Raw genomic sequence first — 23,430 nt, 5'->3', positions numbered from 1 at the left:
AGTAAATATTAAAAAGAGGAGGGGAAAATTTATGCATAGAAAACATCATCGTGGTCGATGCAATAATCCAATTTGCTGTCCACCAAACATTTTACCAACACGAGTTGCACCTACACGAGTATCACCAACTCAAGAGGTTGTAAAAACTAACATTATCAACACTGTTGTTCCACATGTTCATCCTATTCACACTACTACAGTAAATAGACATGTAATTCATAATGAACATTTCTTCCCAAGAACAGAATCTGTTGTTAATCAATTCGTTCGTGGGGCAGATAGATTCCCAATGGGAACTGGTGGATTTGGCGGTACTGGCGGATTCGGTGGAAATAGCGCAGTCGGCGGAGTTGGCGGTATTTGCGGAATGAACAGAAGAAGAAGATTTGGTTTTTAGATGAATAAAAAATAGATTACCTTTTCAGGTAATCTATTTTTTTTACAGTCGTTTTAATTTTTCATACTCAAGTTGTAATTGTTCAATTCGTTTTCTGCCTTCTTCCCGATTACGAACCGTTTCAGCTTGAATTTGTTTAGTCTCTTCGATGCCTGCCATAATCGTCTGCCAAGTTGTTTCAATTGTTTCTATTTTAATGCTTGGCTGCCCAGCGGAACGAGCAATATCCACACTATTTGATCTTATGTTTTCTGCGTTTCGTATCAACATTTCATTTGTACGTTTATCCAATTCATTCATCGAGTCGGCTACTAATTTTTGACGTTGAATTGAAACTGCGTGAATTAAACCTTGTTTAAATATCGGAATTGTTGTTACGAAAGCAGAGTTGATTTTTCCAATTAGATGATTATTCCCTTGTTGAATCATTCGAATTTGAGGTGCAGCTTGAAAAGAAACTTGCTGTGCCATTTCCAAATCGTATCTGCGCTGTTCTAATAGCTCCATAGAACGTCTTAACGATTCTAACTCCAATATTGCCTCTTGATCTCCTTCATTAGCACGTGCCTCAAGTAAAGGTATTTGAGGTTGTAATTGTTCGAGTTTTATTTCAATGGCAGCGATATGTTCACTTAAACTTTGAAAGTAATGTAAGTTTTGATCATACATTTGTTCCAATTCCATTGTATTTCGTTTCATTTCAATTTCATATTTTTGTATTTGGTTGTAGATGACATCGATTTCTTTATTCATCGTATCGTATTTTGATAATAGTCGCTCAAATTGTTCTTTTCCTTTATTAAGAAGACGTTTTAAAAAGTTCCCTTTTTTCTCTTCCTTGAAATCTTGAGGGTCAAAACGATCCATAATTTTATTTAAATTTTGTATTAACTCACTCGATTTTTCTAACTTACTTGTTTTAATCGTCGCAAGCATCTTATCAGAAAAATTCGAAATCGCTGTAGCTGTTTCCTTTCCAAACTCTAGGACGGCAATTTGATTTTTTTCATCGATTTTTTCAGCTAAGGACTGAACTTGTGGTTCTTGTTTTAGCGCAAGTTGCCGTTTTTTTATTTGAGACATTTCTTGTTGGGATACGAGTTGTGGTTGTGGCGTTTCAATCACATCCGTTGATTTTTCTTTTGTTATTGTTTCTAAATCTTCAAATAATGGATTTTTTATTTCAGACATCGTGTATCCTCCGTTCTAACAAATTGATATCTATTTTATATAAAATAGTAAGTATACTTCTTTATAATCTTTCACCATATTTGGCTTTTATAAAACATACGAATTAGATGGCACAAAAGTTTCATTCTATAAATTTACAAAATAGCGAAAATAAAAGGACACGAAACGAAAATCAAATCATTAATATAAAATTCTATGGAACGTAATAAAAAAATCCTGATTGTCGAAACAAACAGGATTTTAAATAAATTTATAGAGCTGCACCAGAACCGCCATCAATATTAACAGCAGTACCAGTTACATAGGAAGCCGCATCAGAAACTAAAAATGTAATCACATTCGCTGCTTCTTCCGTATTCCCTATACGACCTAGTGGAATGGATTTCCCTACTTCTTTTGAGTACTCCTCCCAAGTATGACTTGGCATTTCTTTTTGCCATTTTTCTTCGATTTGGCGGCTACGAATTAAGCCAATACAAACAGAATTTACACGAATATTATATTTACCTAAATCTTTACTCATTGCCTTTGTTAGGGCTAGACCTGCAGATCGACTTACTGTAGTTGGTAAGCTGGAAGCTGGTGGTGTTTTTGCTAATACGGCTGTTAAATTTAAAATGGCTCCTCCTTTTTGTTCTTTTAAATATGGGAGGGCGTATTTGGAACAATGGATGGCTCCAAATAATTTTAAATTTAGATCTGTATGCCAAAGATCCGAATCAACATCTTCAAATGAGTTGGCAGAAGATGTTCCAGCGTTATTAATTAAAATATTTAATTTACCATAATGCTGTACTGTCTCTTCAATTAGTCGCTTACAATCCTCTTCTTTTGAAACATCACAAGAAACGGTCAAAACGTCTTGACCCGTTTGTTGTTGGATAAATGATTTTGCCTCACTTAAAGTTGTTTCTGTGCGGGCAGCGATCACCACTTTTGCTCCCTCTTTTACTAGCTGTAAAGCGGTATATAAACCAATCCCTTTACTGGCACCCGTAATAATGGCTACTTTATCTTTTAATCCTAAATCCATTCGTTTTAACTCCTTTGTTAATGAAAGATATTTAAATTATATAAGAAAAGGATAGAATTGTGGGAATTTTTCTATTATTCTTCCCCTTTTCCTTTCTTTGATAATAATTTGTTTGATAGAAATAAACCAAGTCCTCCAATAGAAATAAATAAAATGGCACGAATAAATAGATTTAGGGAACTTAGATCAAAGAATACGAGTTTAAAAATAGCAAAAACAATGACCACATAGCCCATCACTTTTATTTTTCGGAACGGTTGTATCGTACTAATCCATAAAGAGATGCTGGAAACGATGAATAAAAGTATCGTTTTACTAGCGATAACAAAAATAGGACTTATCAATTGATCAAATTGCAACTGGTTTAGTAGTCCATATAACAACATCATCACAGCTAAAATACATACCGTATGAAGACCATCAAGATCAATTTTTGATTTTCGAATCCAAGTTTGATAGAAATATCCTTTCATCAAAATATCTACCATGAATGCGATAATAGAGCATACATAAACTAGCCGTGCAATAATATTTAACCAAATATCCATTCCGAAAACATAGTGACTAGGTAATAAATTAATCATAGAAATAGCAAATGCGAAAATGAATACATACTTTAAAAGTCTTCCGGTCAAATGTTTCGGCATAAAGAAGCTTACAAACATCATAAATGCCAATAAGATATAGGTTGCATATGGATATTCCTGAGAGATATAACTATAGTTAAAAATATTTACATAATAGAAGAAGAATCCTGTGATTACAATAGGCAAAATATCACCTGAAAAAGACAGATTTACTTTTGCCTTTCCCTCCACTTGAACATTCTGATGTTTTTGTTCAAATAAGAAAATAACGATTAAATATAGTAATATGAATAAATAGTTAGCATGTTCAATTGTCCAAAATGGTTTTACATCACTCAGTAACAAATGAGAAAAGACTGAAATTGTAAATAAAATACTATACGTTATTTTCATCATTTTTGCGCCAATTCGTATAGCTAACATGACGGATATAAAGGCACATAACGGGAATAATACGATATCTAACGAACTGGATAATTCCAGAGCTAGTAAAAGATTAAATAGGGAAAGTAAAGATAACGTCCCCATAACATCAACAAGTTGTTTCATTTTACTTTGATATGCATAGTAAGCGAAAACCATATAGACAATCGTTAATGATAATAAAGCAAGTTCTGGTTCATTTGAAATCAAATTGATCATCGCAATCGTCAATCCGCTTAAACTAAACAATAGCCCCTCGTGTAGTGCTATTGTTTTCCCTCTTAATTTATTTTGGTGCCACCAAACATAAAGCAAGAACACATTCAAAATAATAGCACTTGCTAGATAAAACCAAGGCTGTTCTTGATTTAATATCCAGATAATCATTATTGCGAGAAGCGAAAAACTGTAAGAAATGTAGAGCGCTATTTTTTGAATATGTTTAATAAATACAAGCTGCATTGCTATAAAAATAATTAAAACGTAAAGTAAAATAGATGGCCCGTTAAAATTCATATATTCTAGTAAATAAGGTAATAATAACGAGGTGAAAATAACAAATATTGAAAGAACTTCATTTTTCTTTACATAACAAATACTTACACCATAAGCGATGTAAATGAAGGTAATAAATAAAGCAAAGTAAAGACCTAATACTTCATAAATAATTGCTCCAGCTGCTGTTGTTAAAATTCCGATGATAAATGTCCCACCATATAAAACAACGGTCAAAACTTGTGTAGTATCCTTCTTCTTTTTGTCCATCGTAAATGCGATGATAAATAATCCTATCGATAAACCATAAGCTAAAACAAGCTTAACTACTGTTGACAGTAAACCGAAATCACTAATCAGTTTTAATCCCCAAAGAACACCTAAAACTAGAATAACCATAAAAATTTTCGGTAAAGACCATACAATGATTTCCTCAAAGCTTTTTTGCTTTTTAGGTGGCAAAGGTTGTTTCATTGGTTGTTGAACTTTTTGAGGTCGTTCTTTTGGCTTTTGAATGGTTTGATTTTTGGGGCGGATATTTTCTACGGAATCATTTGTATGGTTATTTACTCTCTGTATTTCTTTATGACCTTTTTCAGATGTTTCTTTCATCACAATTGGAAATGGTTGTTCCACATCCTTTGTAGCTGATTTTAATTGATGAAGTTCTAATCGTAAATTGTGTACTTCTTTCTCTAGAAAAGCGACACGCTTTTCAATGTCATTTTGCATTTTTGTTCCCCCATCATTCATTTCATTCTAGCTTTTTTATAACTCTCCTCTAAGGCTAGCTAGAAAATAGTGTGCGACATCCCTAAAACCCAAATATACCGAGTATAATAAGGAATGAGTATTGATAAGAAAAATATAAAGGTGCACCGCTAGATCCTACCAATTAATGTCTCAAAGGAAGAATCTGTTTAGCTAAAAGAATTGTTTGCCTTTCTGTTTCGAAAGTAGAGTGGATTACCTGCTGCTTTTAGTAAATGCAGCCCTTTTTACAGATCAGCTATGTATCCTACATTCCTTTATTATAGATTTTAAGAAATATACTCTTCAATATTATAAAATATCATGCTTTGCATTATAAATATACTCCTCTCCAAGATCCGTATTCATCATTTCTACAAATATAATTGGAAATCCTTTCAAGTTGTTTCTTTTACAGACAAAATAAAAAGGATTTTAAAGCGAAATGGCTTTAAAATCCTATCAGGTGTTCGATAATGTTTTAGTGGTTGAAGTAAAATGTTCCAACAATTATTAAAAGAATAAACAAAACAACGAGTAGAACAAATTCACTTCCATTTTTAGAGTAACCACCATCACCATAATAATTATAATGCATAACATTTCTCTCCCTTTATCTAAGATACTACAATTTATGTCTAGAACCTGGCATTGGTAGGGACAAATGTTTAGTTTTTAGAATGTATTTCCCATTTATGTAGTAAAGAATGGGATGTACTCCCATTCTTTTGTCAATAAATAATACTAGTAGTATCTTTTATTGAATTGTGTACCGATAATAATTAGAAGAATGAATAGAACAACAAGCAATGCAAAGCCGCCGCCGAATCCGCCGGATCCACCATTGCAGTAATTATCTTCTACTCCTCCTACATTATTATTACAGTAGTCGCCTACGCCACCTACATCGTTAGAGTATCCCATGCCATATTCCTCCTTTCGATTGTTATATTTCTACTTTATGATTTTAAGTAAGTAAGGTGATGGACAAGCGTGGAGCTTCTAAAGAAAAAATAGATTCTTTTTCATATATCACTATTGAAACTGTAAATTTTTTTAATCTCTGAGTAATAAATGCATGGAAAAAAGCTAGTAGCAAGACATACGTTTAATAAACTAACATTTTTTATACAAATATTTTTTAATCTTTCATAAACAACGAATAGTTTACTCTTTGGCTTTCTATTGCAAATTTTATTACCGAATTAACTAGGAAACAATCACTCTCTCAATAAGTTATTTTTTTCATTTAAAAATACTTTCATAAAATATTTTAGTATAAATATTTATCATTTATTTACAATAAAATTCGAAAAATCAAAATTTTTATCACTTTTATCTAAAATTCAAAACCACTTAGTTATAATTCAGTATATAATCAACTATATCGATTAATTTACTTCAAGGAGTGTTTCATTTGAATTCAACCATTACACGTGCATTTAATTTCAATGCAGGTCCATCCGCTTTACCACTAGAAGTACTTGAAAAAGCGCAACAAGAACTAATTAATTACAACAATGCTGGAATGTCCATAATGGAAATGAGCCATCGGAGTAAAGATTATGATGAGGTTCATAACGAAGCAATTGCTCGTCTAAGATCGTTATATACGATTCCAGAAAACTATGAAGTTCTTTTTTTACAAGGTGGTGCAAGTCTTCAATTTACAATGGTCCCGATGAACTTTTTAAAAGAAGATCAAACGGCGAGTTATGTACTAACAGGTTCATGGTCTGAAAAAGCATTAAAAGAAGCATTACTTTTCGGAAAAACGGCGGAAGCTGCTAGTACAAAAGAAAACAAATATCGCAACATCCCCACTTTAAATGAAATTCGATTTAATCAATCAGATGCATATGTTCATATTACTTCGAACAATACGATATACGGGACACAGTGGAAGGAATTTCCTACTACAGGCGAAGTACCTTTAGTAGCAGATATGTCTAGTGATATTCTTTCTAAACCGGTTGATATAAGTAAATTTGGTATAATATATGCAGGTGCCCAAAAGAATTTAGGTCCATCAGGTGTTACCGTTGTGATTATTCGAAAAGATCTTCTAGAAAAAGCGAACAAGAACATCCCTACAATGTTAAAATACTCAACCCATGCAGATTCAAATTCTTTATATAACACTCCACCAACCTTTGGTATTTACATGTTAGGTGAAGTACTAAAATGGGTAGAAGCTCAGGGTGGACTTGAAGGTATTGCGAAAAATAATGAAGAAAAAGCAAAATTGATTTATGATGTGATTGATCAAAGTAATGGATTTTATAGAGGACATGCCGAAACATCATCCCGTTCATTGATGAATATTACGTTCCGTGTTACAGATGAAGAACTAGAAAAACAATTCCTTATTGAGGCAAAAGAAGCTGGTTTTGTAGGTTTAAACGGTCACCGCTCAGTAGGAGGATGCCGTGCATCTACTTACAATGCTGTCCCGGTTGAAGCATGTCAAGCCCTTGCTAATTTTATGATTGAATTCCAGAAAAAACATCAATAAATGAAATGGCCCAATTTTGAAAATTGGGTCTTTTTTTATTTTCAAAACTACTGAGTGCAAAAACTAGCAAACAAGTATGATATTTATTAAAAGAACCAAACTGAATAATGATTCGAACAATTAATCATTGATACTATTTTTTCATCTTTTCCTAACAAGGGAGCTGATTTAATGACACATACTAAGTTAGAATCTTTCTTACTTTCTCTACTTTATAGTCTGTGCTAAGTCATATGAAGTAGCGTTCGAATCATCAAAATAATAAAATCCACCCAAAAATTCTCTTCGAGGAAGATTTTTGGGTGGATTATAATTTAATTAATATGCACGGCCAAACCAAACTGTATGTTTCGCTTCTTTGCCACAGTTAATACAAGTATGTTTTTCTGTTGGTGGATTAAACGGAATGTTACGAGTTGTAAATTTTGTTTGTTCTTTAACATTAGATTCACAAGCATCGTCACCACACCAACCTGCTAAAATCCAACCAGGAATCGTACCGTTTTTCTCAGAATCAGATAAATGTTGCTGTAATTGCTCTAAAGAATCAATGTGCGTATGAGAATTCGCATCGCGGAATGCTTTTGCTTTGTCATAAAGTCTTGTTTGCATCACTTTTAACTCTTCTTCAATTACTTCTACTACAGAACTTAATTCAACTGTTTGTTTGTCTGATTCATCACGCATTTTGATTAATACTTGATTATTTTCTAAATCACGAGGACCTAGTTCAATACGTGCTGGTACCCCTTTTAACTCCCATTCGTTAAATTTATATCCTGGTGATTGATCAGAATCATCAAGACGGACACGAATACCCTTTGCTTTAAGCGCTGCGAAGATTTCATCTAATTTCTCGATAATAGCTGGATTCTTCTTCCATGGACCTACAGGAATTAATACAACTTGTGTTGGAGCAATTATTGGCGGTAAAACTAAACCTTGCTCGTCACCGTGTACCATAATGACAGAACCAATTAAACGAGTAGATGTCCCCCATGATGTCGTATGCACATGAACATGTTTATTTTCTTTATTTAAATATTTAATATCAAAGGCTTCCGCAAACTTCGTACCTAAATAATGGGATGTACCAGCTTGTACTGCTTTACCATCTTTCATCATTGCTTCGATAGAGTACGTATCAACAGCCCCTGCGAAACGTTCAGACGGTGTTTTTTGTCCATCATAAACAGGAATCGCTAAAAAGTTTTCAACAACTTCTTTATAAATGTTTAACATTTGCATCGTTTCTTTTCGAGCATCTTCTTCATCGACGTGCGCTGTGTGCCCTTCTTGCCATAAAAATTCAGAAGTACGAATGAATGGAAGAGTTTTCTTTTCCCAACGGAAAACGTTTGCCCATTGGTTGATTAAAAGTGGTAAATCACGGTAACTTTTAATCCAATCAGAATAAAGGTGACCAATCATTGTTTCAGAAGTCGGACGAAGAGCTAAACGTTCTTCTAATTTTTCCCCTGCTGCTTCTGTTACCCATGGAAGTTCTGGTGAAAATCCTTCAATGTGATCCTTCTCTTTTTGGAAGAAAGATTCTGGGATTAACATTGGGAAATAGGCATTACGGTGACCTGTTTCTTTAAAACGACGGTCCATTTCCGATTGAATATGTTCCCATAGTTCATAACCGTCTGGTTTAAATGCAATACACCCACGAACCGGTGTATAGTCCATTAAATCTGCTTTTTGAATTGTGTCAATGTACCATTTAGAAAAATCATTCGTTTGTTGTGACATTGTTATTTCCTCCTAAAACTTTTTACAATTTTCATTTTCCCTATCTAGCGCTACAATTTATGGTTCCGACTCGTTCGTATTTTTTTGAACAATAAAAAGCACAAAGAGTCCTAATCAAAAGGACGTCTTTGTGCTGAATAGACGTGGTACCACCTTAGTTCGGTAAAAAGAAAAAATTCCCCTTTTACCCTCTACGCGTTTGTAACGATAACGACTCGGCAAGCTTTAACTTGCATCTCCGTGATAGGTTTCAATAAGAAGTGGTGATATAGCTCTCAGCATCTGCTATATTTTCTGTTTCACAATTCTTATTTACTTGGTCACTTCATAGATTCCATATTTCTTATACTGTATCAAATAAAAGGAATTAATTCAATCTAAGTGAAAAATTTTCTAAAAAATAATTATGACAAAGGAAAACAAAGTTTATTTTTTAAAAAATGTCACCGAGTTTTGTAGTACTTTCTCCAACTTTTCTTCTAAATCGTTCGTCCGTTCAAATAAAATTGATCGTAGATGATCGATTTGTCGCATTACTTTTTCGATTAATCCTTCGTTATTATCAACCCGATCTAAAACATCTTTTTGAGCTTCTTCGATAAAGGTCATTTGATTAACTAATTGTTGATTATGTTCTCTATTGGCATGAATTTGTTCTTCTAATTTCTCTTTCGTCATCGCAACTGTTTCCAAACGTGATATTAACGCTTCATTCATAGCTGAGTAATCTTTTAAAATTGTGACAATTTCTTTATATTCATCATCTAAAACATCGATGCGATTTACGATTTCTTTTTGAGAATAATTAATCGCATTTACTTGATGAAATAAGTCTTGGTGAAAGTGTTGTTCATGAAGGATTGATTCATTTAATGTACGATTTTGATTTTCAATGTTTTCTAACCTAGATTCGACTTGTTGTTCAACAGATTGTTGATGTTGTTGGAAATCCCTAAGTTCATCTATTCGTCCATTTAAATTTCGTAATTGGTTTGATTGGTGCTCATTCCAATCATTTTGAGAATATTGGATTTGATTTAAAGAAAATTGCAAATTTCGAGTAGCATTTACTTGTTGTTCAATTAACTCAGATAAATAATCGCGCTTAAATTCCACTTGATTTGGTTCTACCAAATGATTTGACTGACTAAACACTCTCGGGTGTTCTTTATTATTAATATATAATCCCATTCGAGGACACCCCCTTTTGCTCGCCTCATTTAGTTTATGCGGCAATTGTCTTGAGGGTTCAACTATAGAACATTCGTTTCTTAAACCTGATTATGTTGATTCAACTTTCAATTCTTTTTTGATTAAATGATAGTTTTCCTCATGGCTTTTTATTTGTTCCTCTTTATATTTATATCCTTGAATTAAAAAATGATGGTCAATGTTTTCTTTTATCGCATTTCGTAGTTCCTGAATATATCGATATGAAGTGATTTTTCGAAAAATGATCTCCTCTTTGATGTTTGTAGCATCTCCATGTCCAGGCACAAGAAGCTGAATGTTATGATTTTTTAATATATCATTTGTTTTTCGCAATGTTTCTTCATACTTTTCACTATTATAATAAATAAAAGGAAATTCAACATTTGATAAATAATCACCAGCAATCCATAAACCTAAAGGTTCTATTACAATAAATATCCCATCATCTGTATGACCTTCCGCTTTATAAAACGTTAAAGTCGTATTCCCAATTTCCAATACTTGCCCATCATCGGTTACAGGGATATCTACAGCAGGATAAAGTATAGGATAATTCCGATCTAAATAATATTGATTATCAAATTGTCTAATTTGATGGAGTATTACTTCTTTATCATTTCGATTCCCCAATCGCTCACTTGCGACAACAATCCCGTCGGGGAAAGCTCCATAGCCGACAATATGATCCCAATCTGAATGGGTAAAAAGTAAATAGATAGGGCGTTTCCCTCGTATCTTTTCAACATATTCTTTAATTTCACTTACTTCAATAGGGAGTAAATTTGGATCCACAATTAAAATACAATCCTTTGTTTGGATAACAAGAGATGTGGTTTTATATAGTAAACTTTGAAAAATCGTAACATTGTTTGATTGATAGGTTATCAATAAGTTTCACCCCTATTTTTAAATCTATTGTTTATGAATAATAAAAGAAGTGCACGCATCATAGAAAATGATGGTACACTTTTTATTTATGCTAGTATATTGTATTCTACTACTTTTTTATGGAATCTTCTTTCATTATACTTAAAAATTATTCATATTAGAAAAATTCATATAATCCATGATTAAAATAAGTAAATTCTAAAGTAGTCATTGGTTTTCGATTATATCCTTCATAAAAGGAAGCTAAATCACGTGGGTGATGAATCATTTTTCGTATAGCAAGCGCTTCATCATAACGCGGGTCCCCTATCGTCATTCCAGCAATGTCAATAAAACAAGCTACTTCACCATTCGCAACAAGAACATTATCAATCGTACAATCACCATGAATAAAAGTAGGTGTAATCGATGATGGACGATGATGTTGAATATGTTCCCAAAGCTCCATCGTTCCATCACATTCATTATTTTGTACCGAATGAAGGGCTTTTTGAAGCTCATCATTTAACCATTGTTCTGTCGAAAGTTGAGGGTTTTCTACAGGTATTGAATGGAATTGATTTAAAAATAATCCGAAGCTAACTAACAGTTGGTGTTTTTCTTTTTCGGACTTAGCTCGTTCTAAAGCAACTCTTAATGGAACTCCATCGATAAAAGACATTAGTAAATAGCTATGCTGAGAATCTTCCCAAAATTGATAGTATTTTGGTATGGAGAATCCTTTTCGATCTTGGTACCGCTTCATTGCTTCTGCTTCTTGTTTTAACCAGAGTCGGTAGTTCTTTTTAGAAGCGATTTTTAATAAATAGTGTTGATGTTTATTAGTGATTTGATAGACTTCCGATGTCCACCCTTGAAAGGGTAATTTATAAATGTCCTGAATTTCTCCAATATGTTGGATGACATCAACTTCCCAAGCATACATTTCATTTTCCTCCGTTACCATTCTTTAACATATTATAACGTAGGAATAATATTTTTTTAGTAATTTTTAATAATTTTTAATTGATTCACTGTTTCTCTTCGATTAGAACTTTGACAAATTGCAGAGATTACCGCTACTCCATCTGCACCTGCTTGAATAATTTCCGATGAATTTTCTGTTGTAATGCCTCCTATTGCGACAATTGGATAATTCGGATATTTATTTCGTATTTCCTTTATAAAACTGACACCAGTAGGCGGTTCTGCATCAGGTTTTGAAGTCGTTTCGAAAATAGGACCAATTCCAACATAATCTGCTCCATTTAATACAGCTGCGGACATTTCCTGTTCATTATGTACGGAAACACCAATTATTTTTCCTTTAAATTGTTCACGAATGTTTACTAACGCCATATCCTTTTGTCCCACATGGATACCGTCTGCCTGTAATTTCAAGGCTAGCTCCACATCATCGTTCACTATAAATGGCACATGATAATGTTTACATAACCGTTGACATGCTCTAGCAAACTCTTCATATTTCTCCCCTTTTAATGCACGAGGACCTTTTTCTCTAAATTGAAACATTGTTATTCCTGCCTGCAAAGCATCTTCTAGTACGTTTAAAGGGTCTGTTTCACAGTTTTCTGTTCCCATTATAAAATAAACAGCTAAATCGTTAGGATTCATTGATACTCACCTCATATTGACCTTTCCTTTGTTGATAAGCAAAATGGTTGGTAGGACCATGCCCATGGCCGATATTTAATGGATTTTCAATAGCTAATTGAACAAACTTTTTCGCTTCAATCATTGCATTTTTAAGGGAATATCCCTTTGCTAAAAAGGAAGTAAGTGCAGCTGAGAAAGTGCAGCCTGTTCCATGGGTATGCTTCGTTTGAATTCTTTCACTTTTCATTGAAAAAGTCGTTCCATCGGCTAAATATACTTTATCTGTTGCTGAATATTGATCGTGCAAATGGCCGCCCTTCATGACAACACACTGTACACCATATTGAAGAATTTTATGTGCAGCATTTGCCATTTGATCCTCGTTTTCTATTTTAATGCCGCTAATTACTTCAGCTTCAGGTATATTCGGGGTTAGTACAGTAGCTAGAGGAATGAGCTTACTCTTTAAAGCTTCCACCGCTTCTTTTTGAAGTAAACTTTCTCCACCTTTTGCGATCATTACAGGGTCGATTACTAGTTGAACGTTTTTTTGCTGTAAGAAATGAGCGATGACTTCAATAATCTCAGCGGAAAAAAGCATCCCTGTTTTGACAGCTTTTACATCAAAGTCTGAAAAAACGGAAGTTAATTGTTGAAGTACGAAATCAGGTGAAATAGGAAATATCCCTTGAACCCCTAATGTATTCTGTGCAGTGAGTGCAGTTATGGCGGAAGTACCAAATACTTTTAGTTCTTGAAAGGTCTTTAAATCTGCCTGAATACCTGCTCCACCACCACTATCTGTTCCTGCTATTGTCATGACAACGTCCATTGTTTAGCACCTCTTGATAATAAATGAATATTGTTTAATATTTCTGCCTGGAATGTACCGAGAAGAAGATGGTCACTTGCCAATTCAGCTACACGTTTATAATCCATGAAGAGCTCACATAAATTTGATAATTGGTCACCTTCTATAGCTAAAGTTGCAGCGCACAACGCACTTAATAAACATCCAGTACCAGTAACTTGGGTCATTAATTCATGTCCTCCAACTGTCCAATGTTCTAAATAGCCATCTGTTAAATAATCCTTTGAACCTGTAACAGCAACAAGACAGTTATATTGAACTGCAACTTGTTTTGCTATTTTCGGTAAATCCATATCCCCGTTACCACTATCTACACCTCTTCCTTGCCACTCTACTTCTGCGATTGTTGCTAATTCGCCCATATTACAGCGTATTAGTTGAACGTTTACTTTGTTCAATATTTGTTTTATCGCTTGTTGACGAAATTTTGTAGCTCCAACTCCGACGGGATCTAGTACTACTGGGATGTTTAATTCATTAGCCTTTTTTCCAGCAATCATCATAGATTCTAACGTTCGAACATTCACTGTTCCTAAATTAATTAATAATGCATTTGCAATGGAAACCATTTCTTCAACTTCTTCCACTTCATCCGCCATTACGGGGGATGCACCTACAGCTAATAAACCATTTGCTGTAAAATTAGCAACTACATAGTTTGTAATACAATGTACTAGCGGACTTTTCTTTCGAATACTAGACAACGTCATTAAATTTTCACCTCAATGATTTTACTCGTTTCCCTTTGTATTGGTTATTGCTATAAATAAAAACGCCCTTTTGTACAATGACAAAAGAGCGTTAAAATTCCAAGATATGAATATGTATTCTCGAAAAAATGTTTGCTCCCTACGTCAGTCTTAACTGTCAGGTTCAAAGGGTCAGGTTTTAACCTTCTCAACGCAAAGTGCGTCCCCCTGCAAAATTATTTAATTGATTTCATATTAACATAAAACTAGTTTTCTACAAGTGAAAAGATAAACAAAATTTTAAACCTCTTTCGAATGAAATCTTCAAAGAGGTTACAAATATTTCGATTAAAAAGGTATTTCGTTAAGTTTTATAGGGGTTATTTTACCCTTTTCCCAATCATCACGAATGATAGCATAACAAATTGAATCGGATATCGTACCACCATTATTTTCCCATGCATTTCTAAAATAACCTTCTTTAACGAAACGACATTTAAAGAGAGTTTTTCTCATTGCTAAGTTGTCACTTCTTGTATGAGCTTCAATTCGAATTTTCTTATCGGGTAAAGTAAAGAGATATTGAACAATCCATTGGACAGCTAAAGCCCCATATCCTTTTCCCCGTACAGCTTTATCTAAACGAATATCAAATAATGGTATCGTATCATTGATATCTTCTATTATAATGATGCCTATTTTGTTATCGCTATTTATAATCCAAAATGTTTCCCGATTTTGAAAATAATATCCAGTATAATAGTTTTGAATGATTTGTTCCTTTGATGGATTAGGTATCAAATGGAATTCCCACGTATTATTTGTCATAAAAGAAACCAATTCATTTATTTCATTATCAAATTTCACAAATTGTATTTCACTCATTTATATTCCCCCTATCTACTACCATTCGACAAACAGGGAATATTTTCCTCTAAAATCAGCTTATAATTAAAATCTTTCTTCCGATAGATCATGATTAATCGAAATAGCCACTTTATAACCATCAGCAGCTGAATTAATTAGTGATGATGGGCTACTTATTCTTTTTATTTCTCCAGCAATATAGACATTTTTGCAAGAAGTGCGACCAAGTCCATCTGTTATAACTTCACCATCTTCATTTATTTCACAATTGAATTGTTCAAGAAAAGGATTAGGTCGATAAAAGGATGGTACAACAAATCCGCCTACACAATTCACTTTTTCGCCAGAAGTTAATTCAACTTGTTGAATATAACCATTATCTCCGATTAAATTTTTAATCGTTTCCGTTTTTACTTTTATATTTCTTTTCTGTAGTTCATGGATTCCTTCTTTTGAAAACTTATTCCCATTAGATAATATAACGAACTCCTTTGACCAGTTATAGAGTAATTTTGCCATATGAAGAGCATGTTCTTCTTTGTCAGCAATAATAATAAGTTGCTTATCCCTCAACTCCCAACCATCACAATAAGGACAATTAAATAAACTTTTCCCGTAAAAATCTCTAATATTTGGGACAGAAAAATGTTCTTGAATGCCACTCGCAAGTAAAAGTTTATCGGAAATAAAACTTTGTCCATCATCCGTTTTTACAATAAATTGATTACTACGATACTTTGAGATATTTTGAATAGTCTTTTTAAAAAAATGAACGGAGGGATAGTGACTTAACTCCCTTAATCCAATTTCTTTAAATTCCATTGGTTTAATGCCATCACGAGTTAAAAAACCATTCGACTGGGTTGTTACTCGATTTCGATTTGTACCATCATCAAAAAGAGCAATTTTTCTTCTAGCTCTTCCTAAAGTCAAGCTTGCGCTTAAACCAGCTGGCCCTGCTCCTACAATTACACAATCAAAAATATTCACTATTCTTCTATCCTTTTCACATTAATATCCTTTATTGTTTGCTTAAAGAATACTTTCATTCCTCAATTTCAATATAAAAAATAGCGTTGACCATTTAAGTCAACGCTACTTTTCATATATCAATCGTTATGATTATTAAATAAATCTTGTGATTTGTTCAATTGGCAGACGTGATGATCCGTAAGCTGGAGCAGATGCTTCGCCAATAGCAATTAAAATGATAGGTATTTCGTTTTTTGGTAAATTAAATTTTTCCCCAAATTTCGCTTTATCAAAACCACCCATTGGTACTGTATCATAACCCATTTCTTTAGCCAGAAGCATAATTTGCATTGAAACTAAACCAGCATCAAAATGAACAATATTTTTAATAATATCTACTGGTAAACTTCCATACATGGAAAGGGAATTTTTTATCATTAAATCAGCTAATTCTCGAGGCATATAACCCTTTTCATAATTAGCATTATAAATTTGTTCAGAGTTTTTGTACATTTCAAGATCACCAAGAACGGCAATAATCGCTGACGAAGTTTCGACTTGTTCTTGGTCATTTGCAATTTGACGCAACTCTTTTTTAACTTGTTGATCCTCAATAACGATGAAACGCCACGGTTGCATATTACTTGATGATGGAGCTGAAATGGCATTTTCTAATAAAGCTTGTAATTTCTCCCTAGGGATTACGACACCTTCTTTATATTTACGAACTGATTTTCTTTCATGCATGATTTGTTGAATTGTGTTTGGCATTTTATATACCCCTTTCAAAATAGCTATATCATTTTAAATAACAATGGTTTGTGTGGTACGACCTGCTGACAATCTAAGATGGCATGTATAACGTTTTTGTACTAACAATGTGGTTTGTCAGAATTATCCATTAGTTTTTTTAACATAATTTGAAGTTCTTGTATTTCTTTCGTTGTAAAATTATGAAATAATTCATCAAAAAATTGTTTTCTATTTGAATCACAGTTTTCTAAAATTCCTTTGCCTCTATCTGTAATTTCCACAATAACTTCTCGATTATTTTGTTTATTACGATTTCGAAAAACAAAATCTTTTTCTTCAAGAATTTTTAAGTGTCTCGTAATAGCAGCTTGATCAATTTTCAATTTTTTTTGTAACTCGATTTGTGAAAGTTGTCCGCATTTTAATAAGGTATACAAAATTTCATATCGAGTTAGACTGATCCCTGTGCGCTTTTCAAAGTTCTGTGTAACTTGTCGATCAATATTTTTAAACATAAAAATCATCTGTTTTATTTCTTCGCAGGATTGATCCATTTCATGCCTCCTTATCAATTGATTGGTCAACAATTGACTAGTCAATTATAATATAAATAATCTATTAATCAAGTGTTTTGTTTTAGCAATTATTGTAAACGTCCTAATTATATAGTTAGTTTCAGTTTTTTCTGCAAAATTATACTTTTATAATTTTACCTATAAGGGGTACTGCCGACAAAACGCGGATATTATACGCTAAGACATTTTTTGGATATGAAAACCCTAATTTTTCTACGCTAAGCAGAAAAATTAGGGTTTTTTTATATCCTAAGTGGACTTAGGGAATGTATTGAGTTCAAAATCTCAGGTATAAATGAATATTCACCTAGAAAGTTTATATGTTCCCATCCTAATGGTGATATGTGCGGGAGCAATTCCTCTTGATACTTTCCTGTATTTTTAAAATGTTCAATTGCTTGTGATAGATACACGGTATTCCAAATACTAATAGCATTAATAATTAAGTTTAAGGCGCTGGCACGCTGTAATTGATCTTGTATTGCTCTTTCTCTAAGTTCCCCATGTTTCCCAAAGAAAATAGCTCGTGCCAATGCATTCATAGCTTCTCCTTTATTTAATCCACGTTGAATTCGCCGACGCAATGTTTCGCTAGAAATATAATCTAATATAAACAAGGTTTTATCTATGCGACCCATCTCTCTTAAAGTTGTCGCAAGGCTATTTTGACGAGAATAAGAACCTAATTTCCCCATAATGAGAGAAGCAGAGACCGTTCCTTTACGAATGGAATGTGCCAACCTTAATACATCATCATAATTTTCCTGAATGATCTTGGTGTTAATTCTTCCACGAAGCAACTTCTCCATTTCTGGATATTGGTCTGGCTTTTCAAATGAATAAAGTTTTGAATCTGCAAGGTCTCGTAGTCTTGGGGCAAATCGAAATCCTAACAAATTAGTTAATCCGAATACTTGATCCGTATAACCAGCCGTATCTGTATAATGTTCTTCAATATGCAAGTCGGTTTCATGATGCAATAAACCATCTATAACATGAACAGCGTCTCTTGCGTTTGTATTAATCACTTTCGTATAGAAGCTAGAAAATTGGTCACTAACAAACCGATAAATGGTTGTTCCTTTCCCTGTGCCGTAATGTGGATTTGCATCAGCGTGTAAGGATGAAACTCCTACTTGAACACGCATTCCATCTGAAGAAGAAGTTGTACCATCGCCCCAGTACGACGACAAGTTTAACTGGTGTTGAAAATTCACTATAACGGCTTGTGCTTTATTCATAGCATCTTCATATAAACGCCACTGTGAGGCTGTGGACATTTGCCGGTAAGAAACCCCTTGTGTCGCTTCTGCCATCTTAGTAAGACCGATGTTTGTTCCCATAGCCATAATCGCTGCCATGATCGCAGGCTTTTCTTCTTCTTTCGGTGGATTCAGCGTAGAAGCATGGAGGAACTGCTTTTCGAATCCCGTCCAACTTGCTACTTCCATAAGCAAATCTGTCAACTTCACACGAGGTATCAGTTGATATAGAGATAAACTATATTCTCGTGCTGTTTCTGGAACGTTTTTCTCCAAACGATGGAGATGCAGCCGTCCGTCTTCAAAATTAACCCCATCTAATTCTGTGATATTCGCTTTAATCCATTCAAGCCGATCATGTAATGCATCTATTTTCAATTTTAAGTATTCATCAACAGAAGGTGGTGCGGTAAGTCCATTAAGGTGCTTGTTTTGCTCCCATGCTTCTTTTGTCACTAAATAATTATCAAAATCTTGATGCTGACGACTTCCTTTAATAGAAACGTTACCTGAGCGTACAAGATTTCTTAACTCGGTAAGAACAGACATCTCATAATATTGGCGATTTATATTACCATCATCATCATAAACGTGCTTTTGCCAGCGATTCGAGATAAAGTCCAAAGGAGCTCCTTCTGGAATTTTTCGTTTATTATTTTTGTTCATCTCTTTAATGGTCTCAATAGCTTGAAGCAATGGCTCTCCTGATTTTGTAGAAGTGAATTCTAGGGCTTCTAACAATGTTGGAGTATATTTACGTAAGTAGTTAAAGCGAAATTTTAGTAAGTCTAAGTAATCGTAATCCATAGGGCGTGATAATTGCTTCGCCTCTTCTATTGAGTTTACGAAGTCCTCCCAAGGCATAATAGCTTCTAAGGCTTCAAATGGGTCCTTCCCTTGTTCTTTTGCTTGAATCAATGCTGTTCCCAAATCTGCAAAGTGAATAACCTTTTCATTAACTGATTTACCATTTAACCTCTGAATCTCTTCTTGAGCTTTACGTCCTTTTGATAACAATAGGCTAATTTGCCGATCATGTATCTCAAAGGCATGATCAGTAAGGTTTTGGCTAAGTTGTAGGAGGTGTAAAACTAAAAGCGCAAATTTCTTATTCTCTTTAAATCTACGGAATGAACGGGGTTCATATTTGGAACCCAATCGTGCTAGCTGTAAGACCCTATTTGGATGAATTTCTTTAATATCCACATTAAGTTGCAAAGTTCGTATGACTTGAAGACGTTTTATAACCTTTAAGAAGGCATCTGGAGAAGATTGACCGGGAACTTCTCGCAACCAAGCAAGGGGTGTCTTTGAATTGGTGGAACTTGCATCAAGTAAGTGATCTAACTTTTGTTTTTGAGATTCACTTAATGTAGAGATGATAGATTTAAAAATTCGTTCTTCTGCCCGTTGACGAGCTTCCCATACAATCCTTTCTATTGTTGTCAGTGCTGGCAAAATTACTTTTTGTCTTCGCAATTCTTCAATTGTTGAGCGAATCAAGTAGTCTGTATTTCCGTTCTCAAGAGCAAGTTTAAGAGTAAATTGTGCAATTATTCGATATGCCCCAAAGGATAAGTTTTGGTAGCCATAATGTTGCCGAAGTTCCTCTAGATGTTCATTTCGAGTTGCTACCCGTTTTGCATACTGGGTATATTCTTGAGGGGAGACATCAATTTGTTTTGCAATATAATCGAGTATTGGGCTGGGAATGTCTTTAATCTGAAATAAAGTCCAACCTGGATACCGAAGGACAGCGAGCTGTAAAGCAACCCCTAAGCGATTATGGTCTCTTCGGTGCTTATTAATAAATCCAAGATCTTCTGAGGTAAAAGTATAGTGCATTTCTATGTCATGCTCATTCATATCATCAGGAATAGACACAAACATATTTCGCTGATCGGAGGTTAACAGCTCTTTCCCTCTCATGTTATACCTCCTTGCCAGATTTTTCTTTTGTTCCTAAGTAACGATATAACGTTGTTGCTCCTATTCCTGTGGCTTCTTTAATTTGAGATAAGGAGTAGTCTTTACTTTCATACATCTTCATGGCAAGCATGATTTTTTTAGGTTCAACCTTCGGTCTACCTCCATTTCTTCCCCTAGCTCTAGCAGCTACCAGTCCATCTTTAGTTCGTTCACTAATGATGTCCCGTTCTAATTCGGCTATGCTGGCTAACATTCTGAAAAAGAATCGCCCCATAGCTGTTGTTGTGTCAATTTTATCTTGAATAGACACGAAATGAATTCCCTTAGCTTCAAACTGCTCCATGAGTTCAATTAAATGTTTGGTACTTCGACTGATACGATCTAATTTGTAGACAACTACTGTGTCGCCCTTACGCAGAACTTTAAGTAGCTCGTCCAATTGAGGCCGGTTTTTCCTCTTACCTGATTCTTTTTCTTCAAAAATCTGTTCCACTTCATAATGGTTCAAAGCATCCAGTTGTAATGACAATGACTGATCTTGCGTACTTACCCGTGCATATCCAAATTTCAACACAAATCCCCCCTTACTTAATACATTTACTATACCATAAAGGGTATTTAAATAGATATATTAGTAATTTGATTTTGGTTATATTTTTGGTTATGTGTTTTAAGTAGTTTTTGAATATTTTTAGATAATCTCTTTTCTACAACCAAAAACGGTCGTTTTTGGTATTTTTTTATATAGAGGAAATGGATATAGGAGATTGTGAAAAGGTGTACTTACACTAACGGGCAGCATTCCTGTAATGAAGAAATATGAGGTTTGAACATAAAAAAGCCCCTTGGTATGATATGAATGTCCAAAGCTTGGCGGCAAAAAGGACAACAAACACATATACCAGGAGGCTATTCAAATGAATTATAACCAAAATGAAAAGATTGCTCAAATTACTTCTCAAACATTAATTATAGGTGTTGATATTGCTAAATACAAGCATGTGGCAAGAGCCCAAGACTTTAGAGGTTTAGAATTTTCAGCACCTTTATACTTTGAAAATACAGATTCTAGTTTTAACTGTTTCTTAGAGTGGATAAAAAAGTTAATGAATCAAAACAATATGGAAAAAGTGATCGTAGGAATGGAGCCGACAGGTCACTATTGGCTGAATTTAGCTCACTTCCTTAAGGCGAAAAATATCAAGTTTGTAGTTGTAAATCCTTTGCATGTAAAGAAAAGTAAAGAGTTAGATGATAATTCTCCAACTAAAAATGATGTAAAGGATGCAAGAGTTATCGCACAGTTGGTCAAAGACGGGAGATATGCAGAACTTCGTGTGGCTAGAAAAATACGTGATCTTCTATCTGTTGATCTTCAAGCAGTTCAAGGGCAAGTCCATAATTGGATAGACCGCTATTTTCCAGAGTTTCTTACCGTCTTTTAAGGATTGGGAAGGTAAATCTGCTATACAATTATTAAAACTAAATTTATTGCCACATGAGTTAGTAGCTCTCTCCGAACAGGAGATACTAGTACATCTTCGAAAAGCTGTTAAACGTGCAGTGGGACTCAGTAAAATAAAAGAACTAAAGAAGATTGCAGTTGCTTCAATTGGTATTAGGGAAGGTTCTGATATGGCTAAGTTAGAGCTTCGCACGTTAATAGACAAATATGAACTAATAAAAGAAAAGTTCGAAGAACTGGAATCTAACATAGATAAACTTCTTGAACAAATTCCAGGTGTTGAACAAATGTTGGCTATTAAGGGAATAGGGAAAGACACGGTTGCAGGCTTTTTTTCAGAGGTAGGAGACCTAAGTTACTATTCCCACCCAAGGCAGATTATCAAACTAGCTGGGCTTAGTCTTAAGGAAAATACATCTGGTAAGCATAAAGGACAAACCTAAATTACCAAGAGAGGTAGGAAGACATTAAGAGCTCTCCTCTTTCGAGTTGCAATGCCTTTGGTCGCTAAAAATACCGCTTTTAAGGCATTACATGAGTATTTTACAAAGCGTCCAAATAATCCTTTGAAGAAGATGCAATCTCTAATTGAATTGCAATATGTAATAAGCTCATACGTATTTTATTTACCATCGGTAAAAAGCAGTGCGAATTTAGTGAAGAACGCATGTTATCGGACATTCCTCATATGGACGTATTACAGGTAGCAGCTTAATTTCTTTTCTTGATTGAAATTATTTAGTAGGTTAATTGTTTTAAACATTTGAAGCACGGATTAGTCAGTAAAACAACTAAAATACGGGCAAGGACCCTGTCGGGCAGCATGACTGACATCCACCTCATGGAAAGGTTGGACGAAGGAATTTTGGAGCGAAGACTCTGTGAGATATGGGAGGGTTGACCTCCATGAGAAATGTGGAGATCCACCAGTGCAATCATATTTTTACTCATCCACCAATGGTTGTAAGAAGGTGGTTGATGGGTTATAGCTCTTTTTTCTCTCAGAGTCCAAATATATCCTTTCAAGTGAGAATCCTCCAGCTATAAGGACATTTACCGACAGGTAAATAACTATGAAAATCTAAGAAAACAAGAGTAATCCGGCGTTTTCCCTTCTTTTATAGAGGGAGTTTAGTTGAATAGCGCTATTAATAAAAACAAATCCCAATCATCAAGATTGTTCACACAAATTCCTCGTTCCCACC

The 23,430-nt window shown here is 34.2% G+C and carries 20 protein-coding genes, 1 pseudogene, 1 riboswitch and 1 other annotated feature; of the genes and pseudogenes, 3 read left to right on the top strand and 18 right to left on the bottom strand.

Annotated elements, in window-relative coordinates; all coding sequences use genetic code 11:
- The first annotated feature begins 31 nt into the window (after window positions 1-31).
- On the top strand, window positions 32-397 hold the full coding sequence (locus H9636_RS14375) for a CotD family spore coat protein (protein ID WP_191708261.1): 366 nt from the start codon (window positions 32-34) through the stop codon (window positions 395-397).
- 42 nt (window positions 398-439) lie between these two features.
- Here the strand turns inward: H9636_RS14375 and H9636_RS14370 are convergent, their stop codons facing one another.
- From H9636_RS14370 to H9636_RS14350, 5 genes are all read right to left on the bottom strand, one after another.
- Window positions 440-1,588: a toxic anion resistance protein gene (locus H9636_RS14370; protein ID WP_191708260.1), complete on the bottom strand. Its 1,149-nt coding sequence runs from the start codon at window positions 1,586-1,588 to the stop codon at window positions 440-442.
- Window positions 1,589-1,838: 250 nt separating this feature from the next.
- Window positions 1,839-2,621, bottom strand: coding sequence for an SDR family NAD(P)-dependent oxidoreductase (locus H9636_RS14365; RefSeq protein WP_191708259.1), 783 nt, complete (start codon window positions 2,619-2,621; stop codon window positions 1,839-1,841).
- Between the two features lie 74 nt (window positions 2,622-2,695).
- Complete coding sequence (locus H9636_RS14360; RefSeq protein ID WP_191708258.1) at window positions 2,696-4,858, bottom strand: DUF2339 domain-containing protein; 2,163 nt, start codon at window positions 4,856-4,858, stop codon at window positions 2,696-2,698.
- Window positions 4,859-5,357: 499 nt separating this feature from the next.
- A complete protein-coding gene (locus tag H9636_RS14355) occupies window positions 5,358-5,474 on the bottom strand; it encodes a YjcZ family sporulation protein (protein ID WP_191708257.1) in 117 nt (38 codons plus the stop codon).
- 146 nt (window positions 5,475-5,620) lie between these two features.
- Window positions 5,621-5,800, bottom strand: a complete 180-nt coding sequence (locus H9636_RS14350) for a YjcZ family sporulation protein (protein ID WP_191708256.1) — start codon at window positions 5,798-5,800, stop codon at window positions 5,621-5,623.
- 493 nt (window positions 5,801-6,293) lie between these two features.
- Between H9636_RS14350 and serC the strand changes: the two genes are divergently transcribed.
- A complete protein-coding gene (serC, locus tag H9636_RS14345; protein WP_225230240.1) occupies window positions 6,294-7,391 on the top strand; it encodes a 3-phosphoserine/phosphohydroxythreonine transaminase in 1,098 nt (365 codons plus the stop codon).
- A gap of 318 nt (window positions 7,392-7,709) precedes the next feature.
- Here the strand turns inward: serC and proS are convergent, their stop codons facing one another.
- The 13 genes from proS to H9636_RS14280 form a co-directional block, all read right to left on the bottom strand.
- Window positions 7,710-9,146: a proline--tRNA ligase gene (gene proS, locus H9636_RS14340; protein ID WP_191708255.1), complete on the bottom strand. Its 1,437-nt coding sequence runs from the start codon at window positions 9,144-9,146 to the stop codon at window positions 7,710-7,712.
- 115 nt (window positions 9,147-9,261) lie between these two features.
- Window positions 9,262-9,484: a binding site (T-box leader), on the bottom strand.
- A gap of 88 nt (window positions 9,485-9,572) precedes the next feature.
- Window positions 9,573-10,337 carry a coiled-coil domain-containing protein gene (locus H9636_RS14335; protein WP_191708254.1) on the bottom strand — a complete coding sequence of 255 codons (765 nt, stop codon included), beginning with the start codon at window positions 10,335-10,337 and terminating at the stop codon, window positions 9,573-9,575.
- A 90-nt stretch (window positions 10,338-10,427) separates the two neighbouring features.
- Entirely contained in the window at window positions 10,428-11,246 is an 819-nt protein-coding gene (locus H9636_RS14330; protein ID WP_191708253.1) for an MBL fold metallo-hydrolase, read from the bottom strand.
- Between the two features lie 157 nt (window positions 11,247-11,403).
- Window positions 11,404-12,171 (bottom strand): aminoglycoside phosphotransferase family protein, encoded by a 768-nt coding sequence (locus tag H9636_RS14325; protein WP_191708252.1) that lies wholly within the window; start codon window positions 12,169-12,171, stop codon window positions 11,404-11,406.
- A gap of 56 nt (window positions 12,172-12,227) precedes the next feature.
- Complete coding sequence (thiE, locus tag H9636_RS14320; RefSeq protein ID WP_191708251.1) at window positions 12,228-12,860, bottom strand: thiamine phosphate synthase; 633 nt, start codon at window positions 12,858-12,860, stop codon at window positions 12,228-12,230.
- Complete coding sequence (gene thiD, locus H9636_RS14315; RefSeq protein ID WP_191708250.1) at window positions 12,850-13,674, bottom strand: bifunctional hydroxymethylpyrimidine kinase/phosphomethylpyrimidine kinase; 825 nt, start codon at window positions 13,672-13,674, stop codon at window positions 12,850-12,852. The genes thiE and thiD overlap by 11 nt, the downstream gene beginning before the upstream one ends.
- Entirely contained in the window at window positions 13,659-14,423 is a 765-nt protein-coding gene (gene thiM, locus H9636_RS14310) for a hydroxyethylthiazole kinase (protein ID WP_191708249.1), read from the bottom strand. Before thiM ends, thiD begins: the two co-directional genes overlap by 16 nt.
- 119 nt (window positions 14,424-14,542) lie before the next feature.
- A riboswitch (TPP riboswitch) is annotated at window positions 14,543-14,642 on the bottom strand.
- 108 nt (window positions 14,643-14,750) lie between these two features.
- Window positions 14,751-15,287, bottom strand: a complete 537-nt coding sequence (locus H9636_RS14305; protein WP_191708248.1) for a GNAT family N-acetyltransferase — start codon at window positions 15,285-15,287, stop codon at window positions 14,751-14,753.
- A 66-nt stretch (window positions 15,288-15,353) separates the two neighbouring features.
- A complete protein-coding gene (locus H9636_RS14300; protein ID WP_191708247.1) occupies window positions 15,354-16,259 on the bottom strand; it encodes an NAD(P)/FAD-dependent oxidoreductase in 906 nt (301 codons plus the stop codon).
- A 135-nt stretch (window positions 16,260-16,394) separates the two neighbouring features.
- Window positions 16,395-17,012, bottom strand: coding sequence for a nitroreductase family protein (locus H9636_RS14295; protein ID WP_191708246.1), 618 nt, complete (start codon window positions 17,010-17,012; stop codon window positions 16,395-16,397).
- 101 nt (window positions 17,013-17,113) lie between these two features.
- Complete coding sequence (locus tag H9636_RS14290) at window positions 17,114-17,548, bottom strand: MarR family winged helix-turn-helix transcriptional regulator (protein ID WP_191708245.1); 435 nt, start codon at window positions 17,546-17,548, stop codon at window positions 17,114-17,116.
- 263 nt (window positions 17,549-17,811) lie between these two features.
- A complete protein-coding gene (locus H9636_RS14285) occupies window positions 17,812-20,760 on the bottom strand; it encodes a Tn3 family transposase (RefSeq protein WP_191708244.1) in 2,949 nt (982 codons plus the stop codon).
- Between the two features lies 1 nt (window position 20,761).
- Window positions 20,762-21,331, bottom strand: a complete 570-nt coding sequence (locus H9636_RS14280; RefSeq protein ID WP_000668444.1) for a recombinase family protein — start codon at window positions 21,329-21,331, stop codon at window positions 20,762-20,764.
- A gap of 346 nt (window positions 21,332-21,677) precedes the next feature.
- On the opposite strand from H9636_RS14280, the pseudogene H9636_RS14275 reads away from it, so the two are divergent.
- Window positions 21,678-22,940 (top strand): annotated as a pseudogene (locus H9636_RS14275) (IS110 family transposase).
- Window positions 22,941-23,430 lie beyond the last annotated feature (490 nt).

Source organism: Ureibacillus galli, from assembly GCF_014836845.1.
Taxonomy (GTDB): Bacteria; Bacillota; Bacilli; order Bacillales_A; family Planococcaceae; genus Ureibacillus; species Ureibacillus galli.
Note: the sequence above shows the minus strand (reverse complement) of the source record. Positions and strands in the feature narration are given on the sequence as shown.